Source organism: Sphingobium sp. IP1, from assembly GCF_002708645.1.
Taxonomy (GTDB): Bacteria; Pseudomonadota; Alphaproteobacteria; order Sphingomonadales; family Sphingomonadaceae; genus Sphingobium; species Sphingobium yanoikuyae.
In genome coordinates this window covers 51,571-75,958 of sequence record NZ_NOIW01000009.1, presented here as the reverse complement: position 1 = coordinate 75,958, position 24,388 = coordinate 51,571, and the positions used below count along the sequence as shown (strand labels likewise).

General features: G+C 66.2%; 22 protein-coding genes and 1 tRNA gene. 11 read left to right on the top strand and 12 right to left on the bottom strand.

Going from position 1 to position 24,388, the window contains the following annotated elements; all coding sequences use genetic code 11:
- Nucleotide 1: 1 nt before the first annotated feature.
- Nucleotides 2–823, bottom strand: a complete 822-nt coding sequence (locus tag CG471_RS04845) for a hypothetical protein (protein ID WP_099230919.1) — start codon at nucleotides 821–823, stop codon at nucleotides 2–4.
- Nucleotides 817–3,357, bottom strand: coding sequence for a TonB-dependent receptor (locus CG471_RS04840; RefSeq protein ID WP_099230917.1), 2,541 nt, complete (start codon nucleotides 3,355–3,357; stop codon nucleotides 817–819). The genes CG471_RS04845 and CG471_RS04840 overlap by 7 nt, the downstream gene beginning before the upstream one ends.
- Before the next feature lie 202 nt (nucleotides 3,358–3,559).
- Here CG471_RS04840 and CG471_RS04835 point away from each other — a divergent pair, with 202 nt between their 5' ends.
- Nucleotides 3,560–4,672 carry an NADH:flavin oxidoreductase/NADH oxidase gene (locus CG471_RS04835; protein WP_099230915.1) on the top strand — a complete coding sequence of 371 codons (1,113 nt, stop codon included), beginning with the start codon at nucleotides 3,560–3,562 and terminating at the stop codon, nucleotides 4,670–4,672.
- A gap of 88 nt (nucleotides 4,673–4,760) precedes the next feature.
- On the opposite strand, the gene CG471_RS04830 is transcribed toward CG471_RS04835, so the two are convergent.
- From CG471_RS04830 to tpiA, 3 genes are all read right to left on the bottom strand, one after another.
- Nucleotides 4,761–6,392: a CTP synthase gene (locus CG471_RS04830; RefSeq protein ID WP_010337427.1), complete on the bottom strand. Its 1,632-nt coding sequence runs from the start codon at nucleotides 6,390–6,392 to the stop codon at nucleotides 4,761–4,763.
- 90 nt (nucleotides 6,393–6,482) lie between these two features.
- The gene (secG, locus tag CG471_RS04825) at nucleotides 6,483–6,860 is read right to left on the bottom strand and encodes a preprotein translocase subunit SecG (protein WP_004211256.1); all 378 of its coding nucleotides are present in this window, start codon (nucleotides 6,858–6,860) and stop codon (nucleotides 6,483–6,485) included.
- A 362-nt stretch (nucleotides 6,861–7,222) separates the two neighbouring features.
- The gene (tpiA, locus tag CG471_RS04820) at nucleotides 7,223–7,966 is read right to left on the bottom strand and encodes a triose-phosphate isomerase (RefSeq protein ID WP_099230913.1); all 744 of its coding nucleotides are present in this window, start codon (nucleotides 7,964–7,966) and stop codon (nucleotides 7,223–7,225) included.
- A gap of 211 nt (nucleotides 7,967–8,177) precedes the next feature.
- Here tpiA and CG471_RS04815 point away from each other — a divergent pair, with 211 nt between their 5' ends.
- Both CG471_RS04815 and trpE read left to right on the top strand, forming a co-directional pair.
- Nucleotides 8,178–10,127, top strand: coding sequence for a peptidylprolyl isomerase (locus CG471_RS04815; RefSeq protein WP_099230911.1), 1,950 nt, complete (start codon nucleotides 8,178–8,180; stop codon nucleotides 10,125–10,127).
- Between the two features lies 1 nt (nucleotide 10,128).
- Nucleotides 10,129–11,652 carry an anthranilate synthase component I gene (gene trpE / locus CG471_RS04810; protein ID WP_099230909.1) on the top strand — a complete coding sequence of 508 codons (1,524 nt, stop codon included), beginning with the start codon at nucleotides 10,129–10,131 and terminating at the stop codon, nucleotides 11,650–11,652.
- Nucleotides 11,653–11,658: 6 nt separating this feature from the next.
- Here the strand turns inward: trpE and CG471_RS04805 are convergent, their stop codons facing one another.
- Genes CG471_RS04805 through pobA form a run of 3 tightly spaced genes read right to left on the bottom strand, consistent with a single transcriptional unit; the run spans nucleotide 11,659 to nucleotide 14,399 of the window.
- On the bottom strand, nucleotides 11,659–12,387 hold the full coding sequence (locus CG471_RS04805; RefSeq protein ID WP_099230907.1) for an extensin family protein: 729 nt from the start codon (nucleotides 12,385–12,387) through the stop codon (nucleotides 11,659–11,661).
- A 3-nt stretch (nucleotides 12,388–12,390) separates the two neighbouring features.
- The gene (locus tag CG471_RS04800) at nucleotides 12,391–13,161 is read right to left on the bottom strand and encodes an NUDIX domain-containing protein (RefSeq protein ID WP_099230905.1); all 771 of its coding nucleotides are present in this window, start codon (nucleotides 13,159–13,161) and stop codon (nucleotides 12,391–12,393) included.
- A 56-nt stretch (nucleotides 13,162–13,217) separates the two neighbouring features.
- Nucleotides 13,218–14,399 carry a 4-hydroxybenzoate 3-monooxygenase gene (gene pobA, locus CG471_RS04795; protein ID WP_099230903.1) on the bottom strand — a complete coding sequence of 394 codons (1,182 nt, stop codon included), beginning with the start codon at nucleotides 14,397–14,399 and terminating at the stop codon, nucleotides 13,218–13,220.
- A 151-nt stretch (nucleotides 14,400–14,550) separates the two neighbouring features.
- Here pobA and CG471_RS04790 point away from each other — a divergent pair, with 151 nt between their 5' ends.
- A complete protein-coding gene (locus CG471_RS04790; protein WP_099230901.1) occupies nucleotides 14,551–15,432 on the top strand; it encodes a helix-turn-helix domain-containing protein in 882 nt (293 codons plus the stop codon).
- 28 nt (nucleotides 15,433–15,460) lie between these two features.
- On the opposite strand, the gene CG471_RS04785 is transcribed toward CG471_RS04790, so the two are convergent.
- Nucleotides 15,461–16,054 (bottom strand): TetR/AcrR family transcriptional regulator, encoded by a 594-nt coding sequence (locus CG471_RS04785; protein WP_099230899.1) that lies wholly within the window; start codon nucleotides 16,052–16,054, stop codon nucleotides 15,461–15,463.
- 50 nt (nucleotides 16,055–16,104) lie between these two features.
- Between CG471_RS04785 and CG471_RS04780 the strand changes: the two genes are divergently transcribed.
- From CG471_RS04780 to CG471_RS04755, 6 genes are all read left to right on the top strand, one after another.
- Entirely contained in the window at nucleotides 16,105–16,950 is an 846-nt protein-coding gene (locus CG471_RS04780) for an oxidoreductase (protein WP_099230897.1), read from the top strand.
- 36 nt (nucleotides 16,951–16,986) lie between these two features.
- Entirely contained in the window at nucleotides 16,987–17,472 is a 486-nt protein-coding gene (locus tag CG471_RS04775; protein ID WP_099230895.1) for a hypothetical protein, read from the top strand.
- On the top strand, nucleotides 17,472–19,061 hold the full coding sequence (locus tag CG471_RS04770; RefSeq protein ID WP_099230893.1) for an esterase family protein: 1,590 nt from the start codon (nucleotides 17,472–17,474) through the stop codon (nucleotides 19,059–19,061). Before CG471_RS04775 ends, CG471_RS04770 begins: the two co-directional genes overlap by 1 nt.
- Nucleotides 19,062–19,127: 66 nt before the next feature.
- Nucleotides 19,128–19,880, top strand: a complete 753-nt coding sequence (gene yaaA, locus CG471_RS04765) for a peroxide stress protein YaaA (protein ID WP_099230891.1) — start codon at nucleotides 19,128–19,130, stop codon at nucleotides 19,878–19,880.
- 78 nt (nucleotides 19,881–19,958) lie between these two features.
- Nucleotides 19,959–20,507: a YkgJ family cysteine cluster protein gene (locus CG471_RS04760; RefSeq protein WP_373562042.1), complete on the top strand. Its 549-nt coding sequence runs from the start codon at nucleotides 19,959–19,961 to the stop codon at nucleotides 20,505–20,507.
- A 93-nt stretch (nucleotides 20,508–20,600) separates the two neighbouring features.
- Nucleotides 20,601–21,497: an aldo/keto reductase family oxidoreductase gene (locus tag CG471_RS04755; protein ID WP_099230887.1), complete on the top strand. Its 897-nt coding sequence runs from the start codon at nucleotides 20,601–20,603 to the stop codon at nucleotides 21,495–21,497.
- Nucleotides 21,498–21,618: 121 nt separating this feature from the next.
- Here the strand turns inward: CG471_RS04755 and CG471_RS04750 are convergent.
- Nucleotides 21,619–21,694, bottom strand: a tRNA-Ala gene (locus CG471_RS04750).
- 257 nt (nucleotides 21,695–21,951) lie between these two features.
- On the opposite strand from CG471_RS04750, the gene CG471_RS04745 reads away from it, so the two are divergent.
- Nucleotides 21,952–22,875 carry a DUF2171 domain-containing protein gene (locus tag CG471_RS04745; protein WP_099230885.1) on the top strand — a complete coding sequence of 308 codons (924 nt, stop codon included), beginning with the start codon at nucleotides 21,952–21,954 and terminating at the stop codon, nucleotides 22,873–22,875.
- A gap of 205 nt (nucleotides 22,876–23,080) precedes the next feature.
- Here the strand turns inward: CG471_RS04745 and CG471_RS04740 are convergent, their stop codons facing one another.
- Nucleotides 23,081–23,914 (bottom strand): CoA ester lyase, encoded by an 834-nt coding sequence (locus CG471_RS04740; protein ID WP_099230883.1) that lies wholly within the window; start codon nucleotides 23,912–23,914, stop codon nucleotides 23,081–23,083.
- The gene (locus tag CG471_RS04735; RefSeq protein ID WP_099230881.1) at nucleotides 23,911–24,363 is read right to left on the bottom strand and encodes a MaoC family dehydratase; all 453 of its coding nucleotides are present in this window, start codon (nucleotides 24,361–24,363) and stop codon (nucleotides 23,911–23,913) included. Before CG471_RS04735 ends, CG471_RS04740 begins: the two co-directional genes overlap by 4 nt.
- Nucleotides 24,364–24,388 lie beyond the last annotated feature (25 nt).

Here is a 24,388-nt window from a genome sequence, read left to right as displayed (position 1 = left end):
CCTATCGGACCGGCGGCATTTCGCTCGCCACCATCTCGCCAGCACCCCGGCCGATCGACCAGAGGCGCCGGGGCGCCTTGGGATCCCAGTCGATCGCCTGGCCCGGCGTGGCAATCCCGATCGTGCCGACATGCTCCAGCACCGATCCCGCCTCGGGCAGTTTCAGCGCATAGACTTCGGGCCGGTCATGACCGGTGGCATAGATCAGCCCGTCGGCGCCCCAACTGAGGCCGGAACAGCTTTTGGGGGCAAAACGGGCCAGCACGTCGGCCGGGAAGGCCCAGCTTGCCTCCGCCCGGAAGGCGTCGTCCATCCGCACCAGCAGCGTATAGCGATAGTCGCGGCCCGGCTCGCCGCCCTTGCCCTCATAATTGGCGAAGACCGCCCACCATTTGCCGGCATGCCGATCCATGACGGTCAGCGATCCGGGGCCAAAGCCCAGGCTGACACTGCGAACATGTTTCAGCGTCTTCGTGTCGAAAATCTCGACCGCGCTGGTCTGCGGCACGGCCGGATAGTTGGACGCGGCACAGACCAGTTCGGCGCCGACCACGGTGCAGCTGTTCATGTGCGGATAGAGGCGGCGCTCCCCCTGCCACTGCGCCACGCGCCGGCCGTCGGCGATGCGATATTTGCCGATCCGGTTATTATCGATCGCATAGACATAAGTGCCGTCCGACGCCGCACCCTGATGCGCTTCCGGCGCCTTGATCCGCAGGCTGACGGGGGATGGCGGCGGCGATGGCGCTTCCGCCGGCGCCTGGGCGATCGCCCCGCCCGCCAGCCCCAGCAGCGCGGTGCCGACAAGCAGCGCCCTTACCATTTGACCGAGGCCCCGACGTAGAAGGTGCGACCATAGCGTTCATTCTGGATCACCCAGTCGCGCACGCCGCCCTGATATTGGCGGGTCGGCTCGTCGGTCAGATTCTGCCCTTCGGCAAAGAGGCGCACATTCTTCGTCACATCCACCCCGATCTTCGCGTCCAGACGACGCAGATCGTCATTATACTGGTCATTGAGGCGGATATCACCCGCCGACAGCAAGGCGCGGCCGGTATGATGATAGGCGACCGACGCTTCGACGATACCCTTCTGGTAGAAGAGCTGCGCGCCCCAGAGCAGCTTGGACTGTTCGGGGAAGGCAACGGTGCCACGGTCCGGCATGCGCAGGCTGGAGTCGATCAGGGTGAGGTTGAGGTTCATGCCAAGACCCGAGAGCAGGCCCGGCAGGAAGGTGAACTGCTGCTGCCAGGCGGCTTCCAGGCCGATGATATCGCCCTTGTCGGCGTTGAGCGTCTGGCTGAAATTGATCCGGTCATAGGCGACACCGCCAAAGCTGCCGTCATTGATGGTATAGCTTTGCGTGAAGATCGGGTTGCGGATGAACTTGGCGAAGGCGCCGACGCTGATCAGGCCGCCGGGCGCGAAATACCATTCGGCCGACATGTCGAGATTGTCCGCGACATAGGGCTTGAGCGCCGGATTGCCGCTCGACACGCTGATCTCGTCCGCGCCCTCCACCGTGACGGTGCCGCCCGGCGACAGGTCGGCATAGCTGGGTCGGCCGATGCTGCGCGAATAGGCAAGGCGGAAGACGGTGTCGTGCGACGGGGTCACGCGCACCACCAGACTGGGCAGCCAGTTGGTATAGCGGGTGCGGCCCGACGTCGGGCGGACGACGTCGCCTTCCAGCAGATAGCCGTCAATGTCCAGTTCGGTCCGCTCGACCCGCAGGCCGCCCGTGACCGACAGCGCGCCAAAGTCCAGATTGGCCATGGCATAGCCGGCATAGACATTCTCGCTGAGGTCGAAATCGCTCAGCGTTTCATTGGCCAGGCTGGTCGCTTCGTTGAGCACGAACTGCGCGCCGCCCAGCTTGCCCTGGGTATAGGCATCGACAAGGTCGGCATCGATCACCGGGCCGAGGAAATAATTGCGGCCATCGCCCAGCTTCACGATGACGGTGTCGCCAGACAGGCCATCCAGGGTGAAGCGGTTGGCGCTGCTGCCGCGCCCATAGACGTCATTGGAGGAATCGAAGCGCTTGTCGGTCCAGCGGCCATTGGCGCCGAACTTGACGAAGCTGTTCTGGCCGATCGTCGGCAGCTTGCCGGTCAGGTCGAGCCGGCCCTGCCAGGTCTTTTCCAGGCCATATTCATCCTGCGCCGAATATTGGCGGAAGCCCAGGTCCGACGGATCGAGATAGCCGTCGACCGGCACGGCGCTGAACAGCTTGTCCGAAAAATCGACCGCGACCGCGCCGGGATTGCCCCGGAACTGCCAGAGCTGATTGGGTTCGATCACTTCGTTGCGGGTGCGTGCCGCGCCGAAATCGAGCGACCAGTTGTCGGTCAGGTCCGCCGTGCCGCCGGCCATGAAGGACAGGACCGACTTTTCCTTATATTCCAGCCGCAGGTCGGAACGCTGCTCGCTGGTGGAGGCAATGCCGGTCAGGCCGTTGGCGTCCCAGTCGATATCGGAGAAATCGAGCCGGAAGCGCTGGCGATATTCATCCTCGGAGAATTTGGAATAGATGCCGCGGACATAGAGCTGGACGCTCTCGCCGCGCCAGTCGAACGAGCCGGCCGCACCGATCCGCTCGCGCTTGAGGCGATAGTCGTTATATTTGATGTTGACCGGCACGGCGCCGCGCGCGGCATCGGCGTCGGGCGTCCAGTCATCGGGATAGATGCCATAGCTGGTATAGGTGCGGTCGGAATAGCTGGCGCCCAGCAGGATGCCGAACTGTTCGTCCGCGCCGAAGCGGGTGCCGATGGTGACATCGCCCTTGATCGGCTGGTCGCCCTTGCGCAGTTCCTGATAGCCGACCTGCCCGTTCGCCTGGAAGATGAAGCGATCGTCGAAGTCGAAGGCGGTCTGGGTGACGAGGTTGATGGTCGCGCCGATGCCCTGGCCGGTCAGGTCGGCGGTTTTCACCTTGGCGACCTCCACCTGCTTCAGGAGCTGACCCGACAGGATGTCGAGCGGCAGGCGCCGGTCGAGCCCGTCGGGATTGCCGATCTCGAAGCCGTTGATGGTATAGCCGTTGAGGCTGGAGGGCACGCCGCGCACCGCGACATAGCGCCCCTCGCCCTGGTCATATTGGACGCCGACGCCGGGCAGGCGTTCGGCCGCTTCGGCCACATTCTTGTCGGGAAGCTGGCCCATATCGTCGGACGCGGTCACATCAACGATGCCCAGCGCCGCCCGCTTCTGGTCGATGGAACGCTGCAACTGCGCGCGCTGGCCGGTGACGACGATGCCGCCATCCTCCTCGGGCAGCGGCTGCTGCGCATGGGCGGTGCCGGCGATCGCGAGTGCGAACAGGCTGATGGATGCCGCAAAAATCCTGGTCATGATCGAGTCCCCTCTGGTCGGGGTCGCGATTAGGAAAGCTGCGCGACAGCGGCGTTTCCGAAGCGCTGCACCGCGATGACCGATTGATGACATTTTGAAGACCGGACCATCTTGCCACCGCGAGAGACGCCCCCTTTCGGCCGCCCGCCCTGTTTCCTATCTTGCGGGCCTTCTCCTCCCTCTCCCTCATCTGGAGACCTGCATGAGCGCTCCCAAGCTGTTCCAGCCCTTCGATGTCGGCGGCCTTGCCCTCGACAACCGCATCGTGATCGCGCCGATGTGCCAATATTCCGCCGTCGACGGCGAGATGAACGACTGGCACCTCATTCATCTGGGCCAGCTTGCCCTGTCCGGTGCCGCGCTGCTGACGATCGAGGCGACCGCCGTGCTGCCCGAGGGGCGGATCAGCCATGCCGATGTCGGCCTGTGGGACGATGCGACGCAGGCGGCGATGCAGCGCGTGCTGGACGGCGTGCGGCGCCACAGCGATATGCCCATCGCAATCCAGCTCGGCCATGCCGGGCGCAAGGCATCCACCGAAGTGCCATGGCAGGGCGGCGCGCAGATCGCGCCCGATGCGGCCAATGGCTGGCAGACGGTCGCCCCCTCCGCCCTGCCCTTCACGCCGGGCACCAACGCGCCGATGGCGCTGGACAAGGTCGGGATCGACCGGCTGCGCGACGCCTTCGTCGCGGCGGCGAAGCGGGCTGACGCGATCGGCATCGACGCGGTCCAGCTGCATGGCGCGCATGGCTATCTGCTGCACCAGTTCCTCTCGCCGCTCTCCAACCAGCGCGACGATGAGTATGGTGGCAGCCTGGAAAACCGGATGCGCCTGCCGCTGGAGATTTTCGATGCAGTGCGCGCCGCGTTCCCGGCGCACAAGCCGGTGACGATGCGGGTATCCGGCACCGACTGGGTCGATGGCGGCTGGGACATCGAACAGACGATCGCTTTCGCCAGGGCACTGGAAGCGCGCGGCTGCAGCGCCATCCATGTGTCGAGCGGCGGGCTAGACCCGCGGCAGGATATCCCTGTGGGGCCAAGCTATCAGGTGCCGCTGGCCCGCGCGGTCAAGCAGGCGGTGGATATGCCGGTGATCGCCGTCGGCCTGATCACCGATTTCGAGCAGGCCGAAGCGATCATCGGCACCGGCGACGCCGACCTGATCGCGATCGCCCGCACCATCCTCTATGATCCGCGCTGGCCCTGGCATGCCGCCGCGCATCTGGGCGCAAGCGTGAAGGCGGCGCCGCAATATCTGCGCTGCCAGCCGCGCCAGTATCGGCACCTGTTCGACGCGCCGAAGGACTGAAACGAAAAACGGGGCCTTTCGGCCCCGTTTATCCTTTTTTTTCGCGTTTTCCGAGTCAGCAGGCGATCCCGCCTGCTTCGAAAACGCTTTATACCAACCGGCTCTGCTTGACCGCCGCTTCGATGAAGCTGGCGAAGAGCGGGTGCGGGTCGAACGGCTTGGACTTGAGTTCCGGGTGGAACTGCACGCCCACGAACCAGGGATGGTCAGGCCGCTCGACGATTTCGGGCAGCGTGCCGTCCGGCGACATGCCCGAGAAGATCAGGCCGCCCTTTTCCAGCGGTTCGCGATAGCCGGCATTGACCTCATAGCGGTGGCGATGACGCTCGCTGATGTCGTTGCTGCCATAGATGCCGGCGACGACGCTGTTGCCCGCGAGCTTGGCCGGATAGGCGCCCAGACGCATGGTGCCGCCCAGATCGGTCTCGGCGGTGCGCTTCTGCAGGCCTTCCTTGCTCATCCATTCGGTGATGAGGCCGACGACCGGCTCGCTGGTTTCGCCGAACTCGGTGGTCGAGGCATTCTCGATCCCCGCCGTGTTCCGCGCGCCTTCGATGCAGGCCATCTGCATGCCCAGGCAAATACCAAAGAAGGGCACGTCGCGTTCGCGCGCGAACTTGACCGATGCGATCTTGCCTTCCGATCCGCGCACGCCGAAGCCGCCGGGGACAAGAATGCCGTGCATCGGTTCGAGGCTGGCGGCAAGGTCGTCGCCCTTCTCGAACAGTTCGGCGTCGATCCACTTGATGTTGACCTTCACCCGATTGGCGAGGCCGCCATGGTGCAGCGCTTCGTGCAGCGACTTGTAGGCGTCGAGCAGGCCGACATATTTGCCGACCACGCCGATCGTCACTTCACCTTCGGGGTTGAGCTGGCGATCCATGATGTCGGTCCAGCGGTCCATCGACGGCGCGGGCGCATCGGTGATGCCGAAGGCGCGCAGCACTTCATTGTCGAGACCCTCGGCATGATATTGCTCGGGCACGGCATAGATGCTCTTGGCGTCGAGCGCCGGAATGACCGCCTCGGGACGGACATTGCAGAAGAGGGCGATCTTCTTGCGCTCGCTTTCGGGCAGCGGATGCTCGGCGCGGCACAGCAGGATGTCGGGCTGGATGCCGAGCGAAGTCAGTTCGCGCACGCTGTGCTGGGTCGGCTTGGTCTTCAGTTCGCCCGCCGCCGCGAGATAGGGCACCAGCGTCACATGGACGAAGATCGACTGGCCGCGATCCAGATCATTATGGAGCTGGCGAATCGCTTCCATGAAGGGCAGCGATTCGATGTCGCCGACGGTGCCGCCGATTTCGCACAGCACGAAGTCGAGATCGTCGGTCTCCGCCGTTGCGAACGCCTTGATCTCGTCGGTGACGTGCGGGATGACCTGGACGGTCGCGCCCAGATAGTCGCCGCGCCGTTCGCGCTGGATGATGGTTTGATAGACCCGGCCCTGCGTGACATTGTCCGACTGGCGCGCCGACACGCCGGTAAAGCGTTCATAATGGCCAAGATCGAGGTCGGTTTCCGCCCCGTCGTCGGTCACATAGACTTCGCCATGCTGATAGGGCGACATCGTGCCCGGATCGACGTTGAGATAGGGGTCGAATTTCCGGATTCGCACGCGATAGCCCCGCGCCTGCAACAGCGCTGCCAAGGATGCGGCCATGAGGCCCTTACCAAGCGAGGAGACCACGCCGCCGGTGATGAAAATATACCGCGTCATGGGAGAAGAGGCTTAGCCTTATACAAACGAGTTGAGCAAGCGCGCGAATCCGCACGCTCGCAAAAAATATGGCGATGAACGACGAAAAGGTCAGTTAGCGAGCGGAACTGCGCCGTTCGCTGCCGAACCATTGCCGGCGGCACTGGCCGCACCGGCCAGCGGGTCGGCGTTGCCGGTCGCGGGCGCCGGGGCCTGCGTGGCGGGGGCCGACTTGACCAGCGAGGTGTCGATGTCGCCGCCTGCATGACGGACCGAGGCGATGACCGCCAGGGTGATCGACAGCAGGACGAAGATGGTCGCCAGGATCGTGGTCGAACGCGTCAGGAAATCCGCCGCGCCGCGCGCCGACATCAGCCCGGCCGGGCTGCCACCGACGCCCAGACCGCCACCTTCCGACTTCTGCATCAGAATGACGGTGACCAGCAGGGCAGCGACGATCGCCTGCACGACGAGAAGGAAGGTGAACATGCGGGTTCTTTTCTGTCCAATGAAGGAATGCGTTGGCGCGCACATAGCGATGATGGGCCGCCGGGGCAACCGGCGAGCCTGTCGATATGAACGAAGGCATGGATGAGGGCGCGTGCAGAGGGTGCCGCGGCTGGCCTTCCAGGGTCGATTGCGATTGGTTTCAGACATATTCCCCCTCCCGCCTGCGGGAGGGGGTCAGGGGGTGGGCTGGACGTCGCGAAAGCCCACCCCGCTGCGACTAACGCGCTGCGCGCGCAAGTCTCGCTGCACCCTCCCGCCTGCGGGAGGGGTATGGCAAGCAACCGCCGACTCGCATCAAGCCAGGACGCCCCCTCTTCCGCACGAAGAGAGGGCGTTCTGCATCAATCTGCGGCGGCGATCACCGGTTCGAACTTGGCGGCCGACAGGCTGGCGCCGCCGACCAGACCGCCGTCGACGTCCGGCAGGGCGATGATCTCGGCGGCATTGTCGCCGTTCATCGATCCGCCATAGAGGATGCGCATGGCATCGGCCTGGTCCTGGCCGATCCGGCTGGCGAGCGCGGCGCGCAGGGTGGCGTGCATCGACTGGATCGCCTCCAGCGTCGGGATGCGGCCGGTGCCGATCGCCCAGATGGGTTCATAGGCGACGGCCAGCCAGTCGGCGCTTGCGCCTTCGGGCAGCGAGGCGAGCAACTGGGCGGTGACCACTTCGTCGGCATCGCCCGCATCGCGCACGGCCAGCGTTTCGCCCACGCACAGGATCACCTTCATGCCCGCGGCATGGGCGGCGACCGATTTGGCGGCGACATCGGCGTTGGTCTCGCCGCGCGTCTCGCGCCGTTCGCTATGGCCGGTGATGACCCAGGTCGCCCCCGCCTCGATCAGCATCTCGGCCGACAGCGACCCGGTATAGGCGCCGCTCAATTCCATATGGCAATTCTGGGCGCCGATGAAGGCTGCGCCCTTCAGCTGCGACCCGGCCATGATCAGCGTGGCCGGCAGGCAAAGCCCGACTTCCACCGCCGGATGCTGCGCGGCGAGCTTGCCGATCGCCTCCACCTCGTCGAGATGCGCGCGCATCCCGTTCATCTTCCAGTTGCCGACCACCAGCTTGCGCCTGCTCATCGGTCCATGTCCCCTTGTGATTATTGCTGCACGTGCCCGCAGCGGGTCCCCACGGCATGCGCCGCGTCTCCTGGTTCCGCTTTCAGGCAATCAAGCCGATGGACGGCGATGCAGCATTTGTCCAGACCGTCCGCCACTGCCGCACTTGCCGCCGGGTCGATCCGCCCCTAAAGCGGGCCGCCATATCGCCGCATAAAAACCGGACATTCTCATGCTCTCTGTCTTCCGCAGTTTCATCCGTTCCAAATTCGGCGCCTTTTTCGCGATCCTCTTTCTGGGGTTGATCGCGGCGGCGTTTATCCTGGGCGACATTTCCAGCGGCAAGTTCGGGAGCGGCCTGGGCGGCGGCGACACCGTCGCCAAGGCCGGCGGTTCCAAGCTGCGCATGAGCGAGTTGCAGGACCGCATCCAGCGCGTGTTCGAAAATGCGCGCCGCGAAAATCCCGGCATGCAGATCGGCGATTTCTTCGCCCAGGGTGGCGGCAAGCAGGTGTTCGACCAGCTGGTCGCGGCGCTGACGCTCAAGCAGTTCGCCAGCGATCAGGGCGTCCATATCAGCAAGCGGCTGGTCGATGCGCAGATCGCGCAGATCCCCGCCTTCCAGGACGCGGCCGGCAATTTCAGCCAGGATAATTTCCGCGCCCTGCTGCAGCGCGAGCGGATCAGCGAACAGTCGCTGCGCGACGATATCAGCCGTGAAATCCTGCAGCGCCAGCTGCTGGCCCCGGTCGGCCTGGGTGTGAAGCTGCCCGACAGCGTGGCGCTGCCCTATGCGTCGCTGCTGCTGGAGGAACGCCAGGGCACGATCGCCGCGATCCCGGCCGCCGCCTTCCTGGACGCCAAGGAGCCGACCGACGCGCAGGTCGCCGATTTCTACAAGAAGAATGCCGCGCGCTACACCATCCCGGAACAGCGCCGCATCCGCTATGCCGTGATCGACAGCGAGCGTTTCGCCCAGGCGGCGCAGCCGACCGAGGCGGAAATCACCGCCGCCTACAACCAGAACAAGGCGGCCTATGCCGCCAAGGAAAATCGCAGCGTCGAACAGCTGGTGCTGCCGACCCAGGCCGCTGCCAAGGCGATCGCCGACCAGGTGAAGGCCGGCAAGACGCTGGCCGCTGCGGCGCAGGGTGCTGGCCTTGCCGTGTCGACCCTGACCGACCAGAGCCGCGAGGCGCTGGCCGCCACCGCGTCCAAGCCGATCGCCGACGCCGCCTTTGCCGCCAAGCAGGGCGAACTGGTCGGCCCGGTCCGTGGTTCGCTCGGCTGGATCGTGCTGCGCGTCACCGCGCTCAACAATGTCCCGGCCCGTGCGCTGGCGTCGGTGCGCGATGAGATCATCGCCACGCTGCGCACCCAGAAGGAAAAGCAGCTGCTGACCGACTTCACCGGCAAGATCGAGGACCAGATCGCCAATGGCGGCACCTTCGAGGAAGTCGCGAAGGATAATGGCCTGAAGCTGGAAACCTCGCCGCTGCTGGTGTCGACCGGCAAGCAGGTCGAGGACGAAACCTATCAGCCCAACAGCGACCTGCAGCCGCTGCTGGCCCCCGTCTTCGCGATGAGCGCCGACGATGACGCCCAGCTGGTGCCGATCACCGCCGACAAGCGCTATGCGCTGGCCGCGCCGGGCGACATCGTCGCCCCCGCCCCGCCGCCGCTCGCCAAGATCAAGCCGCTGGTCGTGGCCCAGTACAAGCTGAGCCAGGGCTATGAGAAAGCGCAGAAGGTCGCCGAGGACATCCGCGCCAAGGTCGCCAAGGGCACCAAGCTGGCCGATGCGCTGGCCCAGGCCGGCGTCAAGCTGCCGGCGCCGCAGGTCGTGGGTGGGCGTCGCGCCGACCTGATGCGCGGCCAGCAGCGCCCGCCGGCGGAAATCGCCATCCTCTTCTCGATGGCGGCCAACAGCGTGAAGACCCTGCCGATCGGCCAGGATCGCGGCACCTTCGTGGTGCAATTGAACGCCATCAAGCGTGGCGACGCCGCCGGTCAGCCCGAATTGCTGAACCAGGTCCGCACCCAGCTGGGCGACGTCGTGGGCGAGGAATATGGCGCCCAGTTCGAGCGCGCGATCGAGAAGGACATGGGCGTGACCCGCAAGGCGAACGCCGTGGCCGAAGCCCGGAAGGCGCTGTCCGCCACCAATAGCGGCGAGCAGTAAGATGGCGGCGCAGGGGGGAATGGCGGACGGCACGGCCGTCGCTCGCGCGGCACTGGCCCAGGGCCGTTCGGGTCTGGTGTGGCGGCGGCAGATTGCCGACACCGACACACCGATCTCCGCTGCGCTCAAGCTGTTCGAGCCGGACCGCGGCGACTTCCTGCTGGAATCGGTCGAGGGTGGCGCGGTGCGTGGCCGCTACAGCCTGATCGGCCTGGCCCCCGACCTCGTCTATCGCGCCGAGGGGGCAAAGGGCGAGATCAACCGCCAATGGGCGACCGATCGCGACGCCTTCATCCCCGCCGAACTGGATGCGTTGCAGGCGCTGCGCGCACTGGTCGCCGAATGCCGCGCCGATCTGGACCCCGCCCTGCCGGCCGCGCTGGCCTGTCTGGTCGGCTATTTCGGCTATGAGACGGTGGGCCTGGTCGAAAAGCTGCCCCGCCCGGCCGCCAACGACATCGCCCTGCCCGACATGCTGTTCGTGCGGCCGACCGTCATCCTGGTGTTCGATCGCCTGGCCGACGCCCTGTTCCTGGTCGCCCCGGTGTGGAAGGATCAGGCCGCCGACGCGGAAAAGGCCATCGCGCAGGCGCTGGAGCGGATCGACGCGACCGCCGCGCGCCTGGCTGCGCCGCTGCCGGCCGTGCCCGCCCCGGCCGACATTGCCGAGATCGACGTGACGCCGGTGCTGGAACCGGGCCGCTATGCCCAGATGGTCGATCGCGCCAAGGACTATATCGTCGCGGGCGACATCTTCCAGGTGGTGCTGGCGCAGCGCTTCACCAGCCCCTTCACTTTGCCGCCGATCGCGCTCTATCGGGCGCTGCGCCGGATCAACCCGTCGCCCTTCCTCTATTATCTCGACCTGCCCGGCTTTGCGCTGATCGGGTCCAGCCCGGAAATCCTGGTCCGCGCCCGCGATGGCGAAGTAACGATCAGGCCGATCGCCGGCACCCGCCCGCGCGGCAAGAATGCGGTGGAAGACGCCGCCAACCGCGCCAGCCTGCTCGACGATCCCAAGGAACGCGCCGAGCATCTGATGCTGCTGGACCTGGGCCGCAACGATGTCGGCCGCGTCGCCAGCGCCGGCAGCGTCACCGTGACGGAAAGCTATACGGTCGAATTCTACAGCCATGTGATGCACATCGTGTCGAACGTGGTCGGCCGGCTGGCGCCCGAAAAGGATGCGATCGACGCGCTGTTCGCGGGCTTCCCCGCCGGCACCGTGTCGGGCGCACCGAAGGTCCGCGCCTGCGAGATCATCGCCGAACTGGAGCCGGAAACGCGCGGCGCCTATGCCGGCGGCGTCGGCTATTTCGGCCCGGACGGCAATATGGACAGCTGCATCGTGCTGCGCACCGCCGTGCTGAAGGATGGCGTGATGCACGTCCAGGCCGGCGCCGGCATCGTCGCCGATTCGACCGCCGAATATGAGCAGCGCGAATGCGAGGCCAAGAGCGGCGCCCTGCTCGCCGCCGCGCGCGAAGCTGTCAGCCTGGCCAAGCAAGCCGGCTACGGGCAGTAACCGCCGCTAGCGACACGCCCGCCAGCCCGTCGCCCCGCGTTCCGCCTGGTCGAGGTGGAAATGGTCGCGATGGGCAGCATTATAGTCGGGCGAGAGCACGGTCGAGAAAAGGTCGCAGGCGCCATCGCGCACCTCACGCAGGAAGGTGGCGTCCCTGCCCTTCCCCTTCCAGTCGCCGACCACGCTGATCCGGTGGCCATCGGCCAGCACGAAGCCCGCGACATCGATCGCATCGGCCGTGGCATGTTCGCTGAAGTCGCCCTGGCTGCGGCCATACATGCGCCGGCAGCTATAGGAACCGAAATGGGTGATGCTGCGCACCGGCTGGCCGAACAGGCGCTGGGCGGCGGGCTGCACCACCTGCCATTCCCAGACGCGCAGGGCGGCAACCACCGGGCAGGATGGCGCCACCCCGGCGGGTGACAAGGCGATCATCCCCTTTTCCGCCTTCAGCCGGACCGCGTCGGCATAGCCGCACTGCCCCCCGCCCCCGCCCGGCTTCATCGGCGTATAGGCAATGCCGGCCCGGTCGAGCAGCGCCAGGCATTGCGCCCGATCGCCGGTCAGGGTGGCGAGCTTGCGACCGGTGAACAGGCCGACCGGCTGCGACAGGTCCAGCCCGGTCCACGGCAGATCCTGCGGCCGCTGGCGCAGCAGCGCGTATCCGACCCAGAGCAGGCCAAGGATGACAGCGATGATGACAAAGGCACGAAGGGTCAGATGAAGGCGGCGCATCCCCTAACCACGCCGGACCTGCCGCATTGGTTCCGACGTGACCGGATAGCCCAGATGCGCCGGGATGCAGAGATGCGGCTCGCCGTCGCGCTCCTCGAACCAGGGGCGCACCTTTTCCACGGGGATGCTGCGGGCATGGGCGGCGAGCGCGTCGAAACTGTCATATTGCGCCAGCCGTTCCAGATTGCGGCGGGTGGGGAAGATGACATGGCCGTCGCCGCCATCGGCGCGGGCGATGGTCGCGGCGGCGCTGCTCCAGAACAGGCGGACATTCTCAGTCGCGTCGACGCTTGCCTCCTGCCCCAGTGGCGCACGGGCGAGATAGAAGCGGGTATCATAGACGCGGATCGCCTTTTCCCGCGCCGATGGGTGCCAGCGGGCGAACGGCACCAGCGCATCCAGCGCCAGGGCGATGCCGCGCGGCGCCAGAAGATCGCCCAGCGGCGCTCCGTCGAGCAGGCCCGCGCGAATCGCCGACACGGTCGCGGCATCGACAGAACCCGCCAGACCGACGCCCAAACCGCTTTCCTCGATCGTCTCGCGAATGGCCGCGATCCGTGCAGCGACCTCGTCACTGGCAAGGTCGCTGGACATACGGGCGGCCAGCGCCCGATCGCCATCGTCGACGCCGCCGCCCGGAAAGACCAGCGCACCGGCGGCAAAGGCCATGGTCGCGGCCCGTTCCATCATCAGCAGGTCGGGCGCTGCCCCCGGCCGGTCGCGCACGATCACGATCGTCGCTGCGGGGCGCCCCGCGTCATTCTCTTGGCTCATGCCCCGGTCTAGGCCGCATCCGGCGGGGTGGTAAAGCCCCGCGCCGGCCAAAGGCGTCAGGCGGCCATCAGCGGAAGGCCGACATAATTTTCCGCGAGCGTGCGCTGCGCCGCCTGCGACCCGCGAATATAGTCGATCTCGGCCGCCTGGATGCGGCGGGCGAAACCGTCCATGTCGGGGAAGCGGTGCGTGATCGAGGTGAACCACCAGGAAAAGCGCTCCGCCTTCCAGACACGGGCCAAAGCGCGGGCGGAATAGCCATCCAGCCCGACATCCGATCCACCGCGATAATGGTCGACCAGCGCCTCGCTCAGCATGATGACGTCCGACGCGGCGAGGTTGAGTCCCTTGGCGCCGGTCGGCGGCACGATATGGGCAGCATCGCCGGCCAGGAACAGCCGGCCCCAGCGCATCGGTTCCGACACGAAGGAGCGCAGCGGCGCGATCGACTTCTCGAAGCTCGGCCCACGGGTGACGCGCGGTGCCGCGTCGGGGCCAAGGCGCAGGCAAAGCTCGTCCCAGAAACGATCGTCGGACCAGTCCTCGACCTGCTCGTCGAGGCCGCACTGGATATAATAGCGGCTGCGCGTGGGCGAGCGCATCGAGGCGAGCGCGAAGCCGCGCTCATGATTGGCGTAGATGAGTTCATGGTCGGCGGGTGGCACATCGGCCAATATGCCGAGCCAGCCGAACGGATAGACACGCTCGAACGTGCGCAGCACATGGGCAGGAATGCTGTTGCGGCTGACGCCATGATAGCCGTCGCAGCCGACGACATAGTCGCATTGCAATTCCTGCGCGACGCCATCCTGGCGCCAGCGGACCACCGGGTGATCGCCGTCCAGCCCCTCCAGCGTCACATCCTGCGCATTCCAGACGATCTCGACGCCGCGCTCCGGCGCTGCCTCGAACAGGTCGTGCATCACCTCCTGCTGGCCATAGACGGTGACGGCGCTGCCGCCGGTCAGCGCGGCCATGTCGATGCGGAACAGCGAACCGTCGAGCGAAATCTGGGTGCCGCCATGGACCAACCCCTCGCGATCGAGCCGGCTGCCGAGGCCCAGCCGATGCATCAGGTCGGTCGTCACCTGTTCCAGCACACCGGCACGCACCCGCCCCTCGACATAGGCCCGGTCACGCCGTTCCAGCACGACGGCGGCAATGCCCTCCGCCGCGAGCAGATGGGCCAGGAACATGCCGGCCGGGCCGGCGCCGATAATGGCTATGCTGGTGCGCATTCGCATCCTCTCATGATCCGGGCGCGCTGATGGCGCCCCTGTTTGTCCGATGCGCCCACCCTATCCGCACGGTCGGCGATGGACATGGGCGCACCAGCCTATTAATTGGACAATTCATCAGCCCCAGCGCACCCCGACGGGACCATAGCCGATGTCGAAACAGTCCTTCCCGACCTTCTACCTTTACGGGGAACCCCACAGGCTGGTGGCGGAGGGCTTCGTCCATGTCGAAACGCTGGACGATCGCTCACGTCCCAGCGAATGGACGATCAAACCGCATGCCCATAGCGAGCTGAGCCATATCTTCCTCATCACCTCGGGCGGCGGCGCGATGGAGGCGGATGGCGCGGAACTACGCTTCGTCGCGCCCAGCTTCCTGCTGGTGCCGGCCACCGCCGTGCATGGCTTCAAATGGCTGGAGGAAACCGCCGGCTTCGTCATCACCATGGCCGACGCCTATCTGCAGGATCTGGGCCGCCATGGCCCGGAACTGACCGGCCTGTTCGAGCGGCCCGACGCGATCGAGATGAGCGCGGCGCAATTGCCGCCGGTCGAACGGCTCGTCGCCGATCTGATGCGCGAACTCAGCTGGTCGGCGCCGGGCCACCGGGCAGCGGTCGATGCGGCGATGCTGTCATTGCTGGTCACCGCGCTGCGCCATCGCAGCGCCGCCGTCCATGCCGCCCCGCGCGCCGGACCGCATGCGACGATCGTCGCGCGGCTGCGCGAACGGATCGAACAGCGCTTCCGCCTGCGCGAACCGGTGTCGGTCCATGCCGCCGCGCTGGGCGTCAGCCAGACCGCGCTGCGCGTCGCCTGCGCGCGGATGGCGGGACGATCGCCGGCGCAGATGCTGGACCAGCGCGCCCTGCTCGAAGCGCAGCGGGCCCTGCTCTATTCCAACCTGTCGATTGCCGAGATCGGCTTTTCGATCGGCTTTGCCGACCCGGCCTATTTCAGCCGCTTCTTCCAGCGCAACATGGGCCTGTCCGCCCGCGCCTATCGCGAGGCGCAGCAGGGCGCGAACGGATAAGACACGCCGCCCGCCCTAGGCATGACGATCAGGACTGGCTGGCTGCGCCGCCCAGCAAGGCGTTCGCCACGTCGCGAGCATTGGCAGCAAGTTCGTCATCAGGCAATTCACCGGCCGTCCAGAAGGACAGCACACCGCGAAAGCCGAAGGCCAGATGCCGTGCCAGAGCGGGCAGCGCCGGGTGTCCTTCAACCAGGCCTTCGCCAGCACCGATCGCCAGGGTCCAAAGCGCGGTGGACTGCGCCAGCACTTCGCCATGGGTCGGCCCCGGCGTGCCGAGCCACCCCATCACCGCCCGGTTCACGCGCGGTTCTTCCAGCATCAGCTCGACCACCGTGGCGACCGCCAGCAGCACGCGCTGGCCGGCATCGTCGCGCCGCGGCTTGTCCGCGAAGCGCTGGGTCGCGGTGGCGATCCGCCGCGCCGACAGAGCGTGCATGATCGCGGCCTTGCTGCCGAACTGGTTGAAGGGCGTGGCGAAACTGACGCCCGCTTCGGTCGCCAGATCGCGCATCGAAAATTCCGCCTTGCCGTCGCGCAGCAGGCGTTCGGCCGCGTCGATCACACGATTGCGCACGGGTTCACCACGCGAACCGGTCGAGGGGGGCTTGATGGACGTCATGTCGATATCTATATCATGATATAATTGATGTTCAAATCATGGAGTAGGCCATGTCGGCGCTGATCCCCAAGACTTTCCTGATTACCGGCGTCAGTTCCGGCCTGGGCCGGGCCTTTGCCGAGGGCGCGCTGGACGCCGGCCATGCCGTCGTCGGGACTGTGCGCAACCCCAAGGATGCCGAAGCCTTTGCGGCGCTCGCGCCCGGACGCGCGCATCCGCTACTGCTGGACGTGACGCATCTGGACGCGATTCCGGCGGCCGTGGCGGACGCCGAGCGCCGCGCTGGGTCGATCGACGTGCTGGTGAACAATGCGGGCTATGGTCATGAGGGCGTGCTGGAGGAATCGTCGATCGACGATCTGCAGCGCCAGTTCGCCGCCAATGTGTTCGGCCCGGTGGCGATGATCAAGGCGGTGCTGCCCGGCATGCGCGAACGGCGGCATGGCCATATCGTCAACATCACCTCCATGGGCGGGTTCATCACCATGCCCGGCATCAGCTTCTATTGCGGCAGCAAGTTCGCGCTGGAGGGGATTTCCGAAGCGCTGGGCAAGGAAGTGGCGCCGTTCGGCATCCATGTGACGGCGCTGGCGCCCGGCCAGTTTCGCACCGACTGGGCCGGGCGGTCGATGGACCGCACGCCGCGCAGCATCGCCGACTATGACGCGGTCATGGACCCGATAAGGGCAGCGCGCCAGGCCAAGAGCGGGCAGCAGCCGGGTGATCCCGCGCGCGCGGCGCAGGCCTTGCTGGCTTTGGTGGAGGCGTCGACACCGCCGACCCGCCTGTTCCTGGGCGACGATGCGCTGGGCCTGGTCGAAGGCAAGATGGCCGCCATGGAGGCGGAGATCGCGCAATGGCGCGCATTGTCCCGCTCCACCAGCTTTGCCGCATAAGCGCGGCGATCCCCCGCCAACAGAAAGACACAGACCATGTTTGGAATAACGCCCCTGGGCTGGGTGCATACGCTCGGCAGCCTGCCCGCCATTCCACTGGCGGCCTATATGCTTGCGCGCCATGGCCGGATCATGCCGCGAACGGCACCGGGCATCGCCTATCTCATCTTCATGCTGATCGGTGCCGGCACCGTGTTCCTGGTGGCGCATCAGCCGGTCAGCTACGGCATCGGCACGGTGACGCTCCTGCTGCTGATCGCGGGCTATTGCGTGGACCGCATCCGCTTTCTCGGGCGGGCGCGGCGCTATCTGGAAACCGTCTTCCTCAGTCTCACGGCGTTTCTGCTGATGGTGCCGACCGTGACCGAAATCCTGCGCCGCGTGCCGGACGGTCATCCTCTCGTCACCGACCTCAAGTCGCCCTTGCTGCTGGGATCGCAGGCCGCGCTTCTGGCTATGCTGATCCTGGGCCTTGCCGCCCAGTTCATTGCCCTGCGCCGGCAAAATGGCGGGGACGCCTGATGTCGACCGCAATCGCCCGCTTGCTTGCACTTCCCCTGTCTGCGCTGGCGCTGATCGGCTCGGCTGCACCCGAAACGCGCTTCGATATCAGCCTGCCGGCTGCGCTGGGCGATGACGCATCGGGGCGGTTGCTGCTCTTTGCGGCGCCGCTGAGCGCCGACAATGGCAAGAGCGAGGATATCGACATCTATGGCCCCGACGACGCCCGCATCTTCGTGGCGGGTCGCGATGTCGCCGGTTTCGGGCCCGATCGCACCGTGAGCATCGATGCCGGGGAAAGCGCCTTCCCCAAGGGGCTCGCAGCCCTGGCGCCGGGGGACTATCGGGTACAGGTCGTGCTCGATCGGGACGGCGACTATAATTATGGCGGGCGGGGACCGGGCGACCTGGTCTCGAAGGTGGTGACGTTGCGCCTGCCGCTGGGCGCCAGGCCTTCAATTCCGCTTGATCACAGGCTGCCGCCGGCGCCCGCGCAGTTCGACGTCACCGGCCTGCCGCCGCGCGCCGCCGAACAGATCACCGCGTCGCGCCCGCATCTGCACGACGAACAGGTCGCATCGAAAGTGCTGACTCGCTTTCGCGGCATGCCGCAGAGCGTCGCCGCCTGGGTGCTGACCCCGCCGGGCTATGATCCCAACGGCCGCGTCACCTATCCCACGGTCTATACCGCCGGTGCGTTCGGCACGAACCACCGGGTAGACGGGCAGCAATTGTCGCGCATCTGGCACCTGATGGAGACAAAGGCCATTCCGCCGATGATCTGGGTGACGCTGGACTTTGCCTCGCCCACCGGCACGACCGAATTTGCCGACAGCGTCAATAATGGCCCCTGGGGCGAAGCGCTGACGCGCGAGATCATCCCGGCGCTCGAAAGCCGCTATCGGATGGATGCCAGGCCCTCGGGCCGGTTCCTCACCGGCCATAGTTCGGGCGGCTGGTTCGCGCTCTGGGCGATGGTGCGCTATCCCGCCTTCTTCGGCGGAAGTTGGGCCTCGTCACCCGATCCGGTGGATTTCCGGCATTTCATCGGCGTCGACCTCTATCAGCCAGGCGTGAACATGTATCGCGATGCCCAGGGCGCGGCCCGTCCGCTGGAGCGCGCCCATGGCGAGGTGAAGACGACGATCGCGCAGGTGGCGGGGGTCGAGACGGTGCTGGGCCGCGATGGCGGCCAGTTGCGATCCTTCGACTGGACCTTCTCGCCGCGCCGTGCGGACGGGACGCCGGCGCCACTCTTCGACCGGGTGACGGGCGCGGTCGATGCGCAGGTCGCGGCCTATTGGCGGGACAATTATGATATCGGCCACCGGATCGAGACCCAATGGCCACGCCTGCGCCATGACCTGGACGGCAAGGTCCATGTCGTGGTCGGGACCGCCGATTCCTATTATCTCGACGGCGCCGTCCATGATCTGGAGGCCACGTTCCGCAAGGTGGGAGGTCGTGCGGAATTCATCTATGTCCCCGGCGCGTCGCACAGCATCAACGAAGTCTATGCGCGGGATGGCGATCGCAACGCCTATTACCGGGAAATGGCGCAGGCCATGTATGCGGTGGCGCGGCCATCAGGGGCCACAGGCGGGCGCTGAAGCGAAATCCGTCGGCGGGCGGGAGGGTGTTTGACGCCCGGACGAGGCGCGGCTACCGCGCGGGGCATGATCGTTCTGCTCTCTCCCGCCAAGACGCTCGACTTCGAGCGCGCGCTGCCGCCCCTTGCCGTCACCACGCCGCATTTCGCCGAAGAAGCGCGCGGGCTCGCCAAGTCGGCCGCCAACCTCTCGCAGAAGCGACTGGCAGAACTGATGCATATCTCGCCGCGCCTGGCCAAGCTCAATGCCGACCGGTTCCGGGAATTTGCCGAATTGCCCGAACGGCAGGCGCTCTATGCCTTTGCCGGCGACGTCTATTCCGGTTTCGAAGTGGACACGCTGGACGAGGCGGCGGTGGCCTTCGCGCAGGATCATGTGCGCATGCTGTCGGGCCTTTACGGGCTGCTGCGTCCGCTGGATGCGATCCGTCCCTATCGGCTGGAAATGGGCACGCGCTGGGCACCGCGGCACAAGAAGCTGACCGACTGGTGGGGCGATCGCATCGCCGCGCTGCTGCGCGCACAGGCCGCGGAAGAGGGATCGGGCGTCGTCCTCAACCTTGCCAGCCAGGAATATTTCGCGGCGGTCGAGAACAGGCTGGACGGCCTGCGCGTGATCCATGTCGACTTTCGCGAGCCGGGGCCGAACGGCCCGCGCTTCGTGAGCTTCAACGCGAAGCGGGCACGCGGCATGATGGCGCGCTGGATGTGCGAACATCATGTCGCCGATGTCGAGGCCATGCAGGGGTTCGACAGTGACGGATATCGCTTCGATCCGGCCGAGAGCGACGCCGATCATTGGCGCTTCATGCGCGCCTGACCGGCGCAGGGCATCTGCCGCGAGGCGGCGCGCATGATGCCGCTTGCATTCCCGACAAGGCCAAGGCACGCCGCCCGGATGCACATGGATACAGATCTGGAAACCGCTCTGCTGGGCCCTGTCATCCCTGACCGGTCCTGCGGCGATTGCACCATTCTGACCGTCGACACGCCCGATTTCAAGAAAGCGGCGGGCGCGCCCTGCGCGCATCTGGGCGAGCAGGGATGCAGCATCCATGCGGTGCGCCCGCATATCTGCCGGACATGGTTTTGCGCATGGCGCCGGGTCCAGGCCATGCCCGATGAAGCCCGTCCGGACCGGTCCGGCATCCTGGCATCGATCGATTTCGTCCGCGAACCGCGCAACTGCTTCGAAGGCGTATCGATCATGGTTCGCATGCTGCCCGGCAGCGCTGCGATCGAGAATGGCATGGCCGGCGCGATCCTCGACAGTCTTTGCGATCAGCTGGTGCCCGTCTGGTTCAGCGACGGATCGCGGAAGATGTTGATGCATCCCGACAATGAGGTCGCCGCCCTCGTCCTGTCGGGGGACGCCGCCCCCGCCCACCTGCGCGCCGAAGTCGCCGCCTGGCGCGCGCGTTACATGAGCTTTTCATCCAAGGCGTGACACCGGCCCCGGCAAGCGCCGGTCGCCCGGCCGGTCATGTGGGACGCGGATGGCCCCTACCGCCGGCACATTGCTTGTGCCATTGATCGATCCATGACGACGCTGCGCCTCTCCGCCGAACCACGTCCGCTCGGCAAGAGCGGCATTTCCGTCTTTCCGATCGCCTGGGGCATGTGGCGCCTGGCCGGCGAGGATATCGCCGAGGCCCGCGCCAGGGTGGAGGCGGCACTGGACGCCGGCATCACCCTGCTCGACACGGCGGACATCTATGGCTGCGACACACCCGCCGGTTTCGGATCGGCCGAAACGCTGTTCGGCCAGATATTGGCGGATGCCCCTGAACTGCGGCACCGCATGATCATCGCCACCAAGGGCGGCATCCGGCCGGGCATCCCCTATAATAGCGGCGCAGACTATCTGGCCGAGGCCATCGATGCGTCCTTGACGCGAATGGGCATCGACCGGGTCGATCTCTACCAGATCCATCGCCGCGATTTCCTGACCCATCCGCAGGAAGTCGCCGCCAGCCTGACCCGCATGGTCGAAGCCGGCAAGGTGCGCGCGATCGGCGTGTCCAACTATGCGATTCACGAACTCGATGCGCTCCAGAGCTTTCTCGACCTGCCGATCGTCAGCACCCAGCCTGAATTTTCCGCGCTGCGCACGGCGCCGCTCCATGACGGCACGCTCGATCAGGCGATGGCGCGCGACATGGCGGTTCTGGCCTGGTCGCCGCTGGGTGGCGGTCGCCTCGCCAAGGCGCTGCACCCGGCCGCTGTGACGCTTGCAGATCAGGGCGAACGCTATGGCGTCGATATCACCGCCGCCGCCCTGTCCTGGATCATGGCGCATCCCGCGCGCCCGATTCCCATTGTCGGCAGCCAGTCCGCTGCCCGCATTGCCCGCAGCATCGATGCCTTCAAGGTCGAATGGACCCGCGGCGAATGGTATGCGGTACTCGAAGCGTCAATGGGGGAAAGACTGCCCTGATCCGCCCGTGCGAGATCGCGATCTTGCCATGCTGTCCGATGATCATGGGGTGCGCCGACCGGTGGCGTCCGGTCCGCACAGCCAATGCCACACGGAACAGTTCGTTCATTTCGAAGGGAAATGGTGGAGCCTAGGGGGATCGAACCCCTGACCTCGTCATTGCGAACGACGCGCTCTCCCAGCTGAGCTAAGGCCCCAAAGGTGGGCTGCCTATAGGCGAGGGATTTTCGCCTTGCAACGGTCTTTTGCGCAAAAAATCGCCGCCTTTCCTGATCTCGATCAAGAGCCCCGGAAATCGGCCCTTTCCGCCTTCGACAGGGCGGTTGAAAGGCGCGACGTTACCCGCCCGTAACGCCCGGAACGATGGGCCGCGCCACCCATTGATGGCCTGTCGGTGCAACACGCACGCACCACCGGAGGGCGCGATCCTCCGACAAGCACAAGGAGACGGACCATGGGTTATCAAGGCGGACGCCGCTATGGCGGCGATGATCGCTATTCGACCGACTGGGATCGCGGCAACGACCGTTATAATGATCGGTACAGGGCATCGCGCGACGAGCGCGCCTATCGATACGGCATGCGCGGCCAATTCAGCGGGCCGGGTGCCCGCCCCTACCCCCAGGGCTACGATCCCGACGAACGCGGCTTCTTCGACCGGGCGGGCGACGAGATTCGCAGCTGGTTTGGCGATGACGAGGCGGAACGCCGCCGCGAATATGACGAATATTATAACCGCCCCTATGGCGACCCGCGCGACCAGTCGAGCCGGCTTGGCTATGCCTCGGCCGCGCGCAGCGACTATCTGCCCGGCCGTGGCTTTGCCCCTTATACCGGCGAACGCAGCGGCTATGGCAGCGAGGACCATGGCTATCGCAACCGCGCCTTCGGCCCGCAGCAGGACTATGGCGCGCATCATGACAGCAACTATCATAGCTGGCGCCAGCAGCGGATCGACGAGCTGGACCGCGACTATGCCGAATATCAGCGCGAACATCGCGATCGCTTCAACAGCGAGTTCGGCACATGGCGCACCCGTCGCGGCGAACAGCGCCAGGCGGTGACGCAGGTGCGCGAGCATATGGAAGTGGTCGGCAGCGATGGCGAGCATGTCGGCACCGTCGACAAGCTGCGCGGCGACCGCATCATCCTGACCAAGAGCGACAGCGATGCGGGCGGTGTCCACCACTCCATCCCCTCCTCCTGGATCAAGTCGGTGGACGCAACCAAGGTGACGCTGGAGAAGAGCGCGGATGAGGCCCAGCACGCCTGGCGCATCGAGCGGGAACAGCAGGCGCTGTTCGGCGATCGCGATGACACCCGCGGCACCTATGGCGCCGGATCGTCGACCAATTATGAAAAGAGCCGTTACCGCTAAGAGTCTGTTTTGACATGCGCCTTTGGCGCATCCGCACCGGCCCACACCCCCACCCGACCTCCCATTCAGGATACACTCTGTGGGAGGTCGGGTGGGGGTGTGGGCCGGTGCCGCGTCCGAAATGCGCTCTTTCGCGCATTTCGAGAAAAAGTCCGAACAAAGGCAACTACATGGAAAGGCCCGGCCACGATGCCGGGCTTTTTTTTCAGAGCGCGGCCAGCACCCGCTGCGCCTGCATCAGATGCGGGCGATCGATCATCTTGCCGTCCAGCTTCAGCACCCCGGCGCCCGGATTGGCGGCAAAGGCATCGACCACCGCGCGGGCATGATCGACCTCCGCCTGGGTTGGGGTGAAACCGGCATTGATCACCGCCACCTGAGCGGGGTGGATCGCCATCATGCCGGTAAAGCCGTCACGCCGCGCCCGGCCGACATAGGCGGCCAGATCGTCCATCGCGTCGATCCGGGGGAAGACCGTGTCGATCGCCGCGACGCCGCTAGCGTGGGCCGCGAACAGGGTCAGGCTGCGCGCCATCTCGATCGGCGCGGTATAGCGGCCATCTTCCTCGCGCGCGCTGGTGGCGCCGACCGAGGCGGGCAGATCCTCCGCGCCCCAGGTCAGGCCGGCAAGCCGATCACGAACGCTGCGATAGCTGCCAAGCTCGAACAGGGCGGCGGGCGTTTCCGTGGCGATGGGCAGGATCGGCGGCAGACGCCCTGCCCCGGCCAGTTCCTCCAGCGCCAATATGCTGGCCGCCCCTTCCGCCTTGGGCAGCATGATGCCGTCGGGCGCGGCCGGCAGGATGATGGCCAGATCGTCGGCGGTCTGGCCGCCCTCCAGCGGATTGACCCGGACGAAGGCGGTGCAATCGCGGGTGCCCGCCAGCCAGCCGGCGATCGCATCACGGGCATAGCCCTTGCGCTCGGGGGCGACCGAATCCTCCAGGTCGAGGATGATCGCGTCCGCACCGCTCGCCGCCGCCTTGTCGAACCGTTCGGGACGATCGCCCGGGACAAAGAGCAGCGAGCGGAGTTTCATGCAGACCTCTTCTTGAGCAACGCCATGCGCAGGCACTGGCAGACAATCTCGTCCCGCTGGTTGAGCAGGCGATGGGTGAAGGTGACGATGCCCGCTTCGGGGCGCGAGCGGCTTTCCTTGAGGTCCGTGACCTCGGTCTCGCAGCGCAGCGTATCGCCGATGAACACCGGCTTGGGCATGACCAGCCTGTCATAGCCCAGGTTCGCGACCAGCGTGCCCATGGTGGTATCGCCCACCGACAGGCCGATCATCAGCGCGAAGCTGAAGGTGCCGTTGACCAGGATCTGGCCGAATTCCGAGGCCTTCGCCGCCTCGGCATCCAGATGCAGCGGCTGGGGATTATGGGTCATGGTGGTGAACAGCAGATTGTCGGTCTCGGTCACCGTGCGGCGCAATTCATGCGCGATCCGGTCGCCCACCTGCCATTCATCAAAATGCCTGCCCGCCATGTATCGCCCTCTATATAAATATGCA

Coding starts and splice junctions, on each gene's coding strand:
- CG471_RS04845 (WP_099230919.1), bottom strand. CDS start 823: ATGGTAAGGGCGCTGCTTGTCGGCACCGCGCTGCTGGGGCTGGCGGGC.
- CG471_RS04840 (WP_099230917.1), bottom strand. CDS start 3,357: ATGACCAGGATTTTTGCGGCATCCATCAGCCTGTTCGCACTCGCGATC.
- CG471_RS04835 (WP_099230915.1), top strand. CDS start 3,560: ATGAGCGCTCCCAAGCTGTTCCAGCCCTTCGATGTCGGCGGCCTTGCC.
- CG471_RS04830 (WP_010337427.1), bottom strand. CDS start 6,392: ATGACGCGGTATATTTTCATCACCGGCGGCGTGGTCTCCTCGCTTGGT.
- secG (WP_004211256.1), bottom strand. CDS start 6,860: ATGTTCACCTTCCTTCTCGTCGTGCAGGCGATCGTCGCTGCCCTGCTG.
- tpiA (WP_099230913.1), bottom strand. CDS start 7,966: ATGAGCAGGCGCAAGCTGGTGGTCGGCAACTGGAAGATGAACGGGATG.
- CG471_RS04815 (WP_099230911.1), top strand. CDS start 8,178: ATGCTCTCTGTCTTCCGCAGTTTCATCCGTTCCAAATTCGGCGCCTTT.
- trpE (WP_099230909.1), top strand. CDS start 10,129: ATGGCGGCGCAGGGGGGAATGGCGGACGGCACGGCCGTCGCTCGCGCG.
- CG471_RS04805 (WP_099230907.1), bottom strand. CDS start 12,387: ATGCGCCGCCTTCATCTGACCCTTCGTGCCTTTGTCATCATCGCTGTC.
- CG471_RS04800 (WP_099230905.1), bottom strand. CDS start 13,161: ATGAGCCAAGAGAATGACGCGGGGCGCCCCGCAGCGACGATCGTGATC.
- pobA (WP_099230903.1), bottom strand. CDS start 14,399: ATGCGCACCAGCATAGCCATTATCGGCGCCGGCCCGGCCGGCATGTTC.
- CG471_RS04790 (WP_099230901.1), top strand. CDS start 14,551: ATGTCGAAACAGTCCTTCCCGACCTTCTACCTTTACGGGGAACCCCAC.
- CG471_RS04785 (WP_099230899.1), bottom strand. CDS start 16,054: ATGACGTCCATCAAGCCCCCCTCGACCGGTTCGCGTGGTGAACCCGTG.
- CG471_RS04780 (WP_099230897.1), top strand. CDS start 16,105: ATGTCGGCGCTGATCCCCAAGACTTTCCTGATTACCGGCGTCAGTTCC.
- CG471_RS04775 (WP_099230895.1), top strand. CDS start 16,987: ATGTTTGGAATAACGCCCCTGGGCTGGGTGCATACGCTCGGCAGCCTG.
- CG471_RS04770 (WP_099230893.1), top strand. CDS start 17,472: ATGTCGACCGCAATCGCCCGCTTGCTTGCACTTCCCCTGTCTGCGCTG.
- yaaA (WP_099230891.1), top strand. CDS start 19,128: ATGATCGTTCTGCTCTCTCCCGCCAAGACGCTCGACTTCGAGCGCGCG.
- CG471_RS04760 (WP_373562042.1), top strand. CDS start 19,959: ATGCACATGGATACAGATCTGGAAACCGCTCTGCTGGGCCCTGTCATC.
- CG471_RS04755 (WP_099230887.1), top strand. CDS start 20,601: ATGACGACGCTGCGCCTCTCCGCCGAACCACGTCCGCTCGGCAAGAGC.
- CG471_RS04745 (WP_099230885.1), top strand. CDS start 21,952: ATGGGTTATCAAGGCGGACGCCGCTATGGCGGCGATGATCGCTATTCG.
- CG471_RS04740 (WP_099230883.1), bottom strand. CDS start 23,914: ATGAAACTCCGCTCGCTGCTCTTTGTCCCGGGCGATCGTCCCGAACGG.
- CG471_RS04735 (WP_099230881.1), bottom strand. CDS start 24,363: ATGGCGGGCAGGCATTTTGATGAATGGCAGGTGGGCGACCGGATCGCG.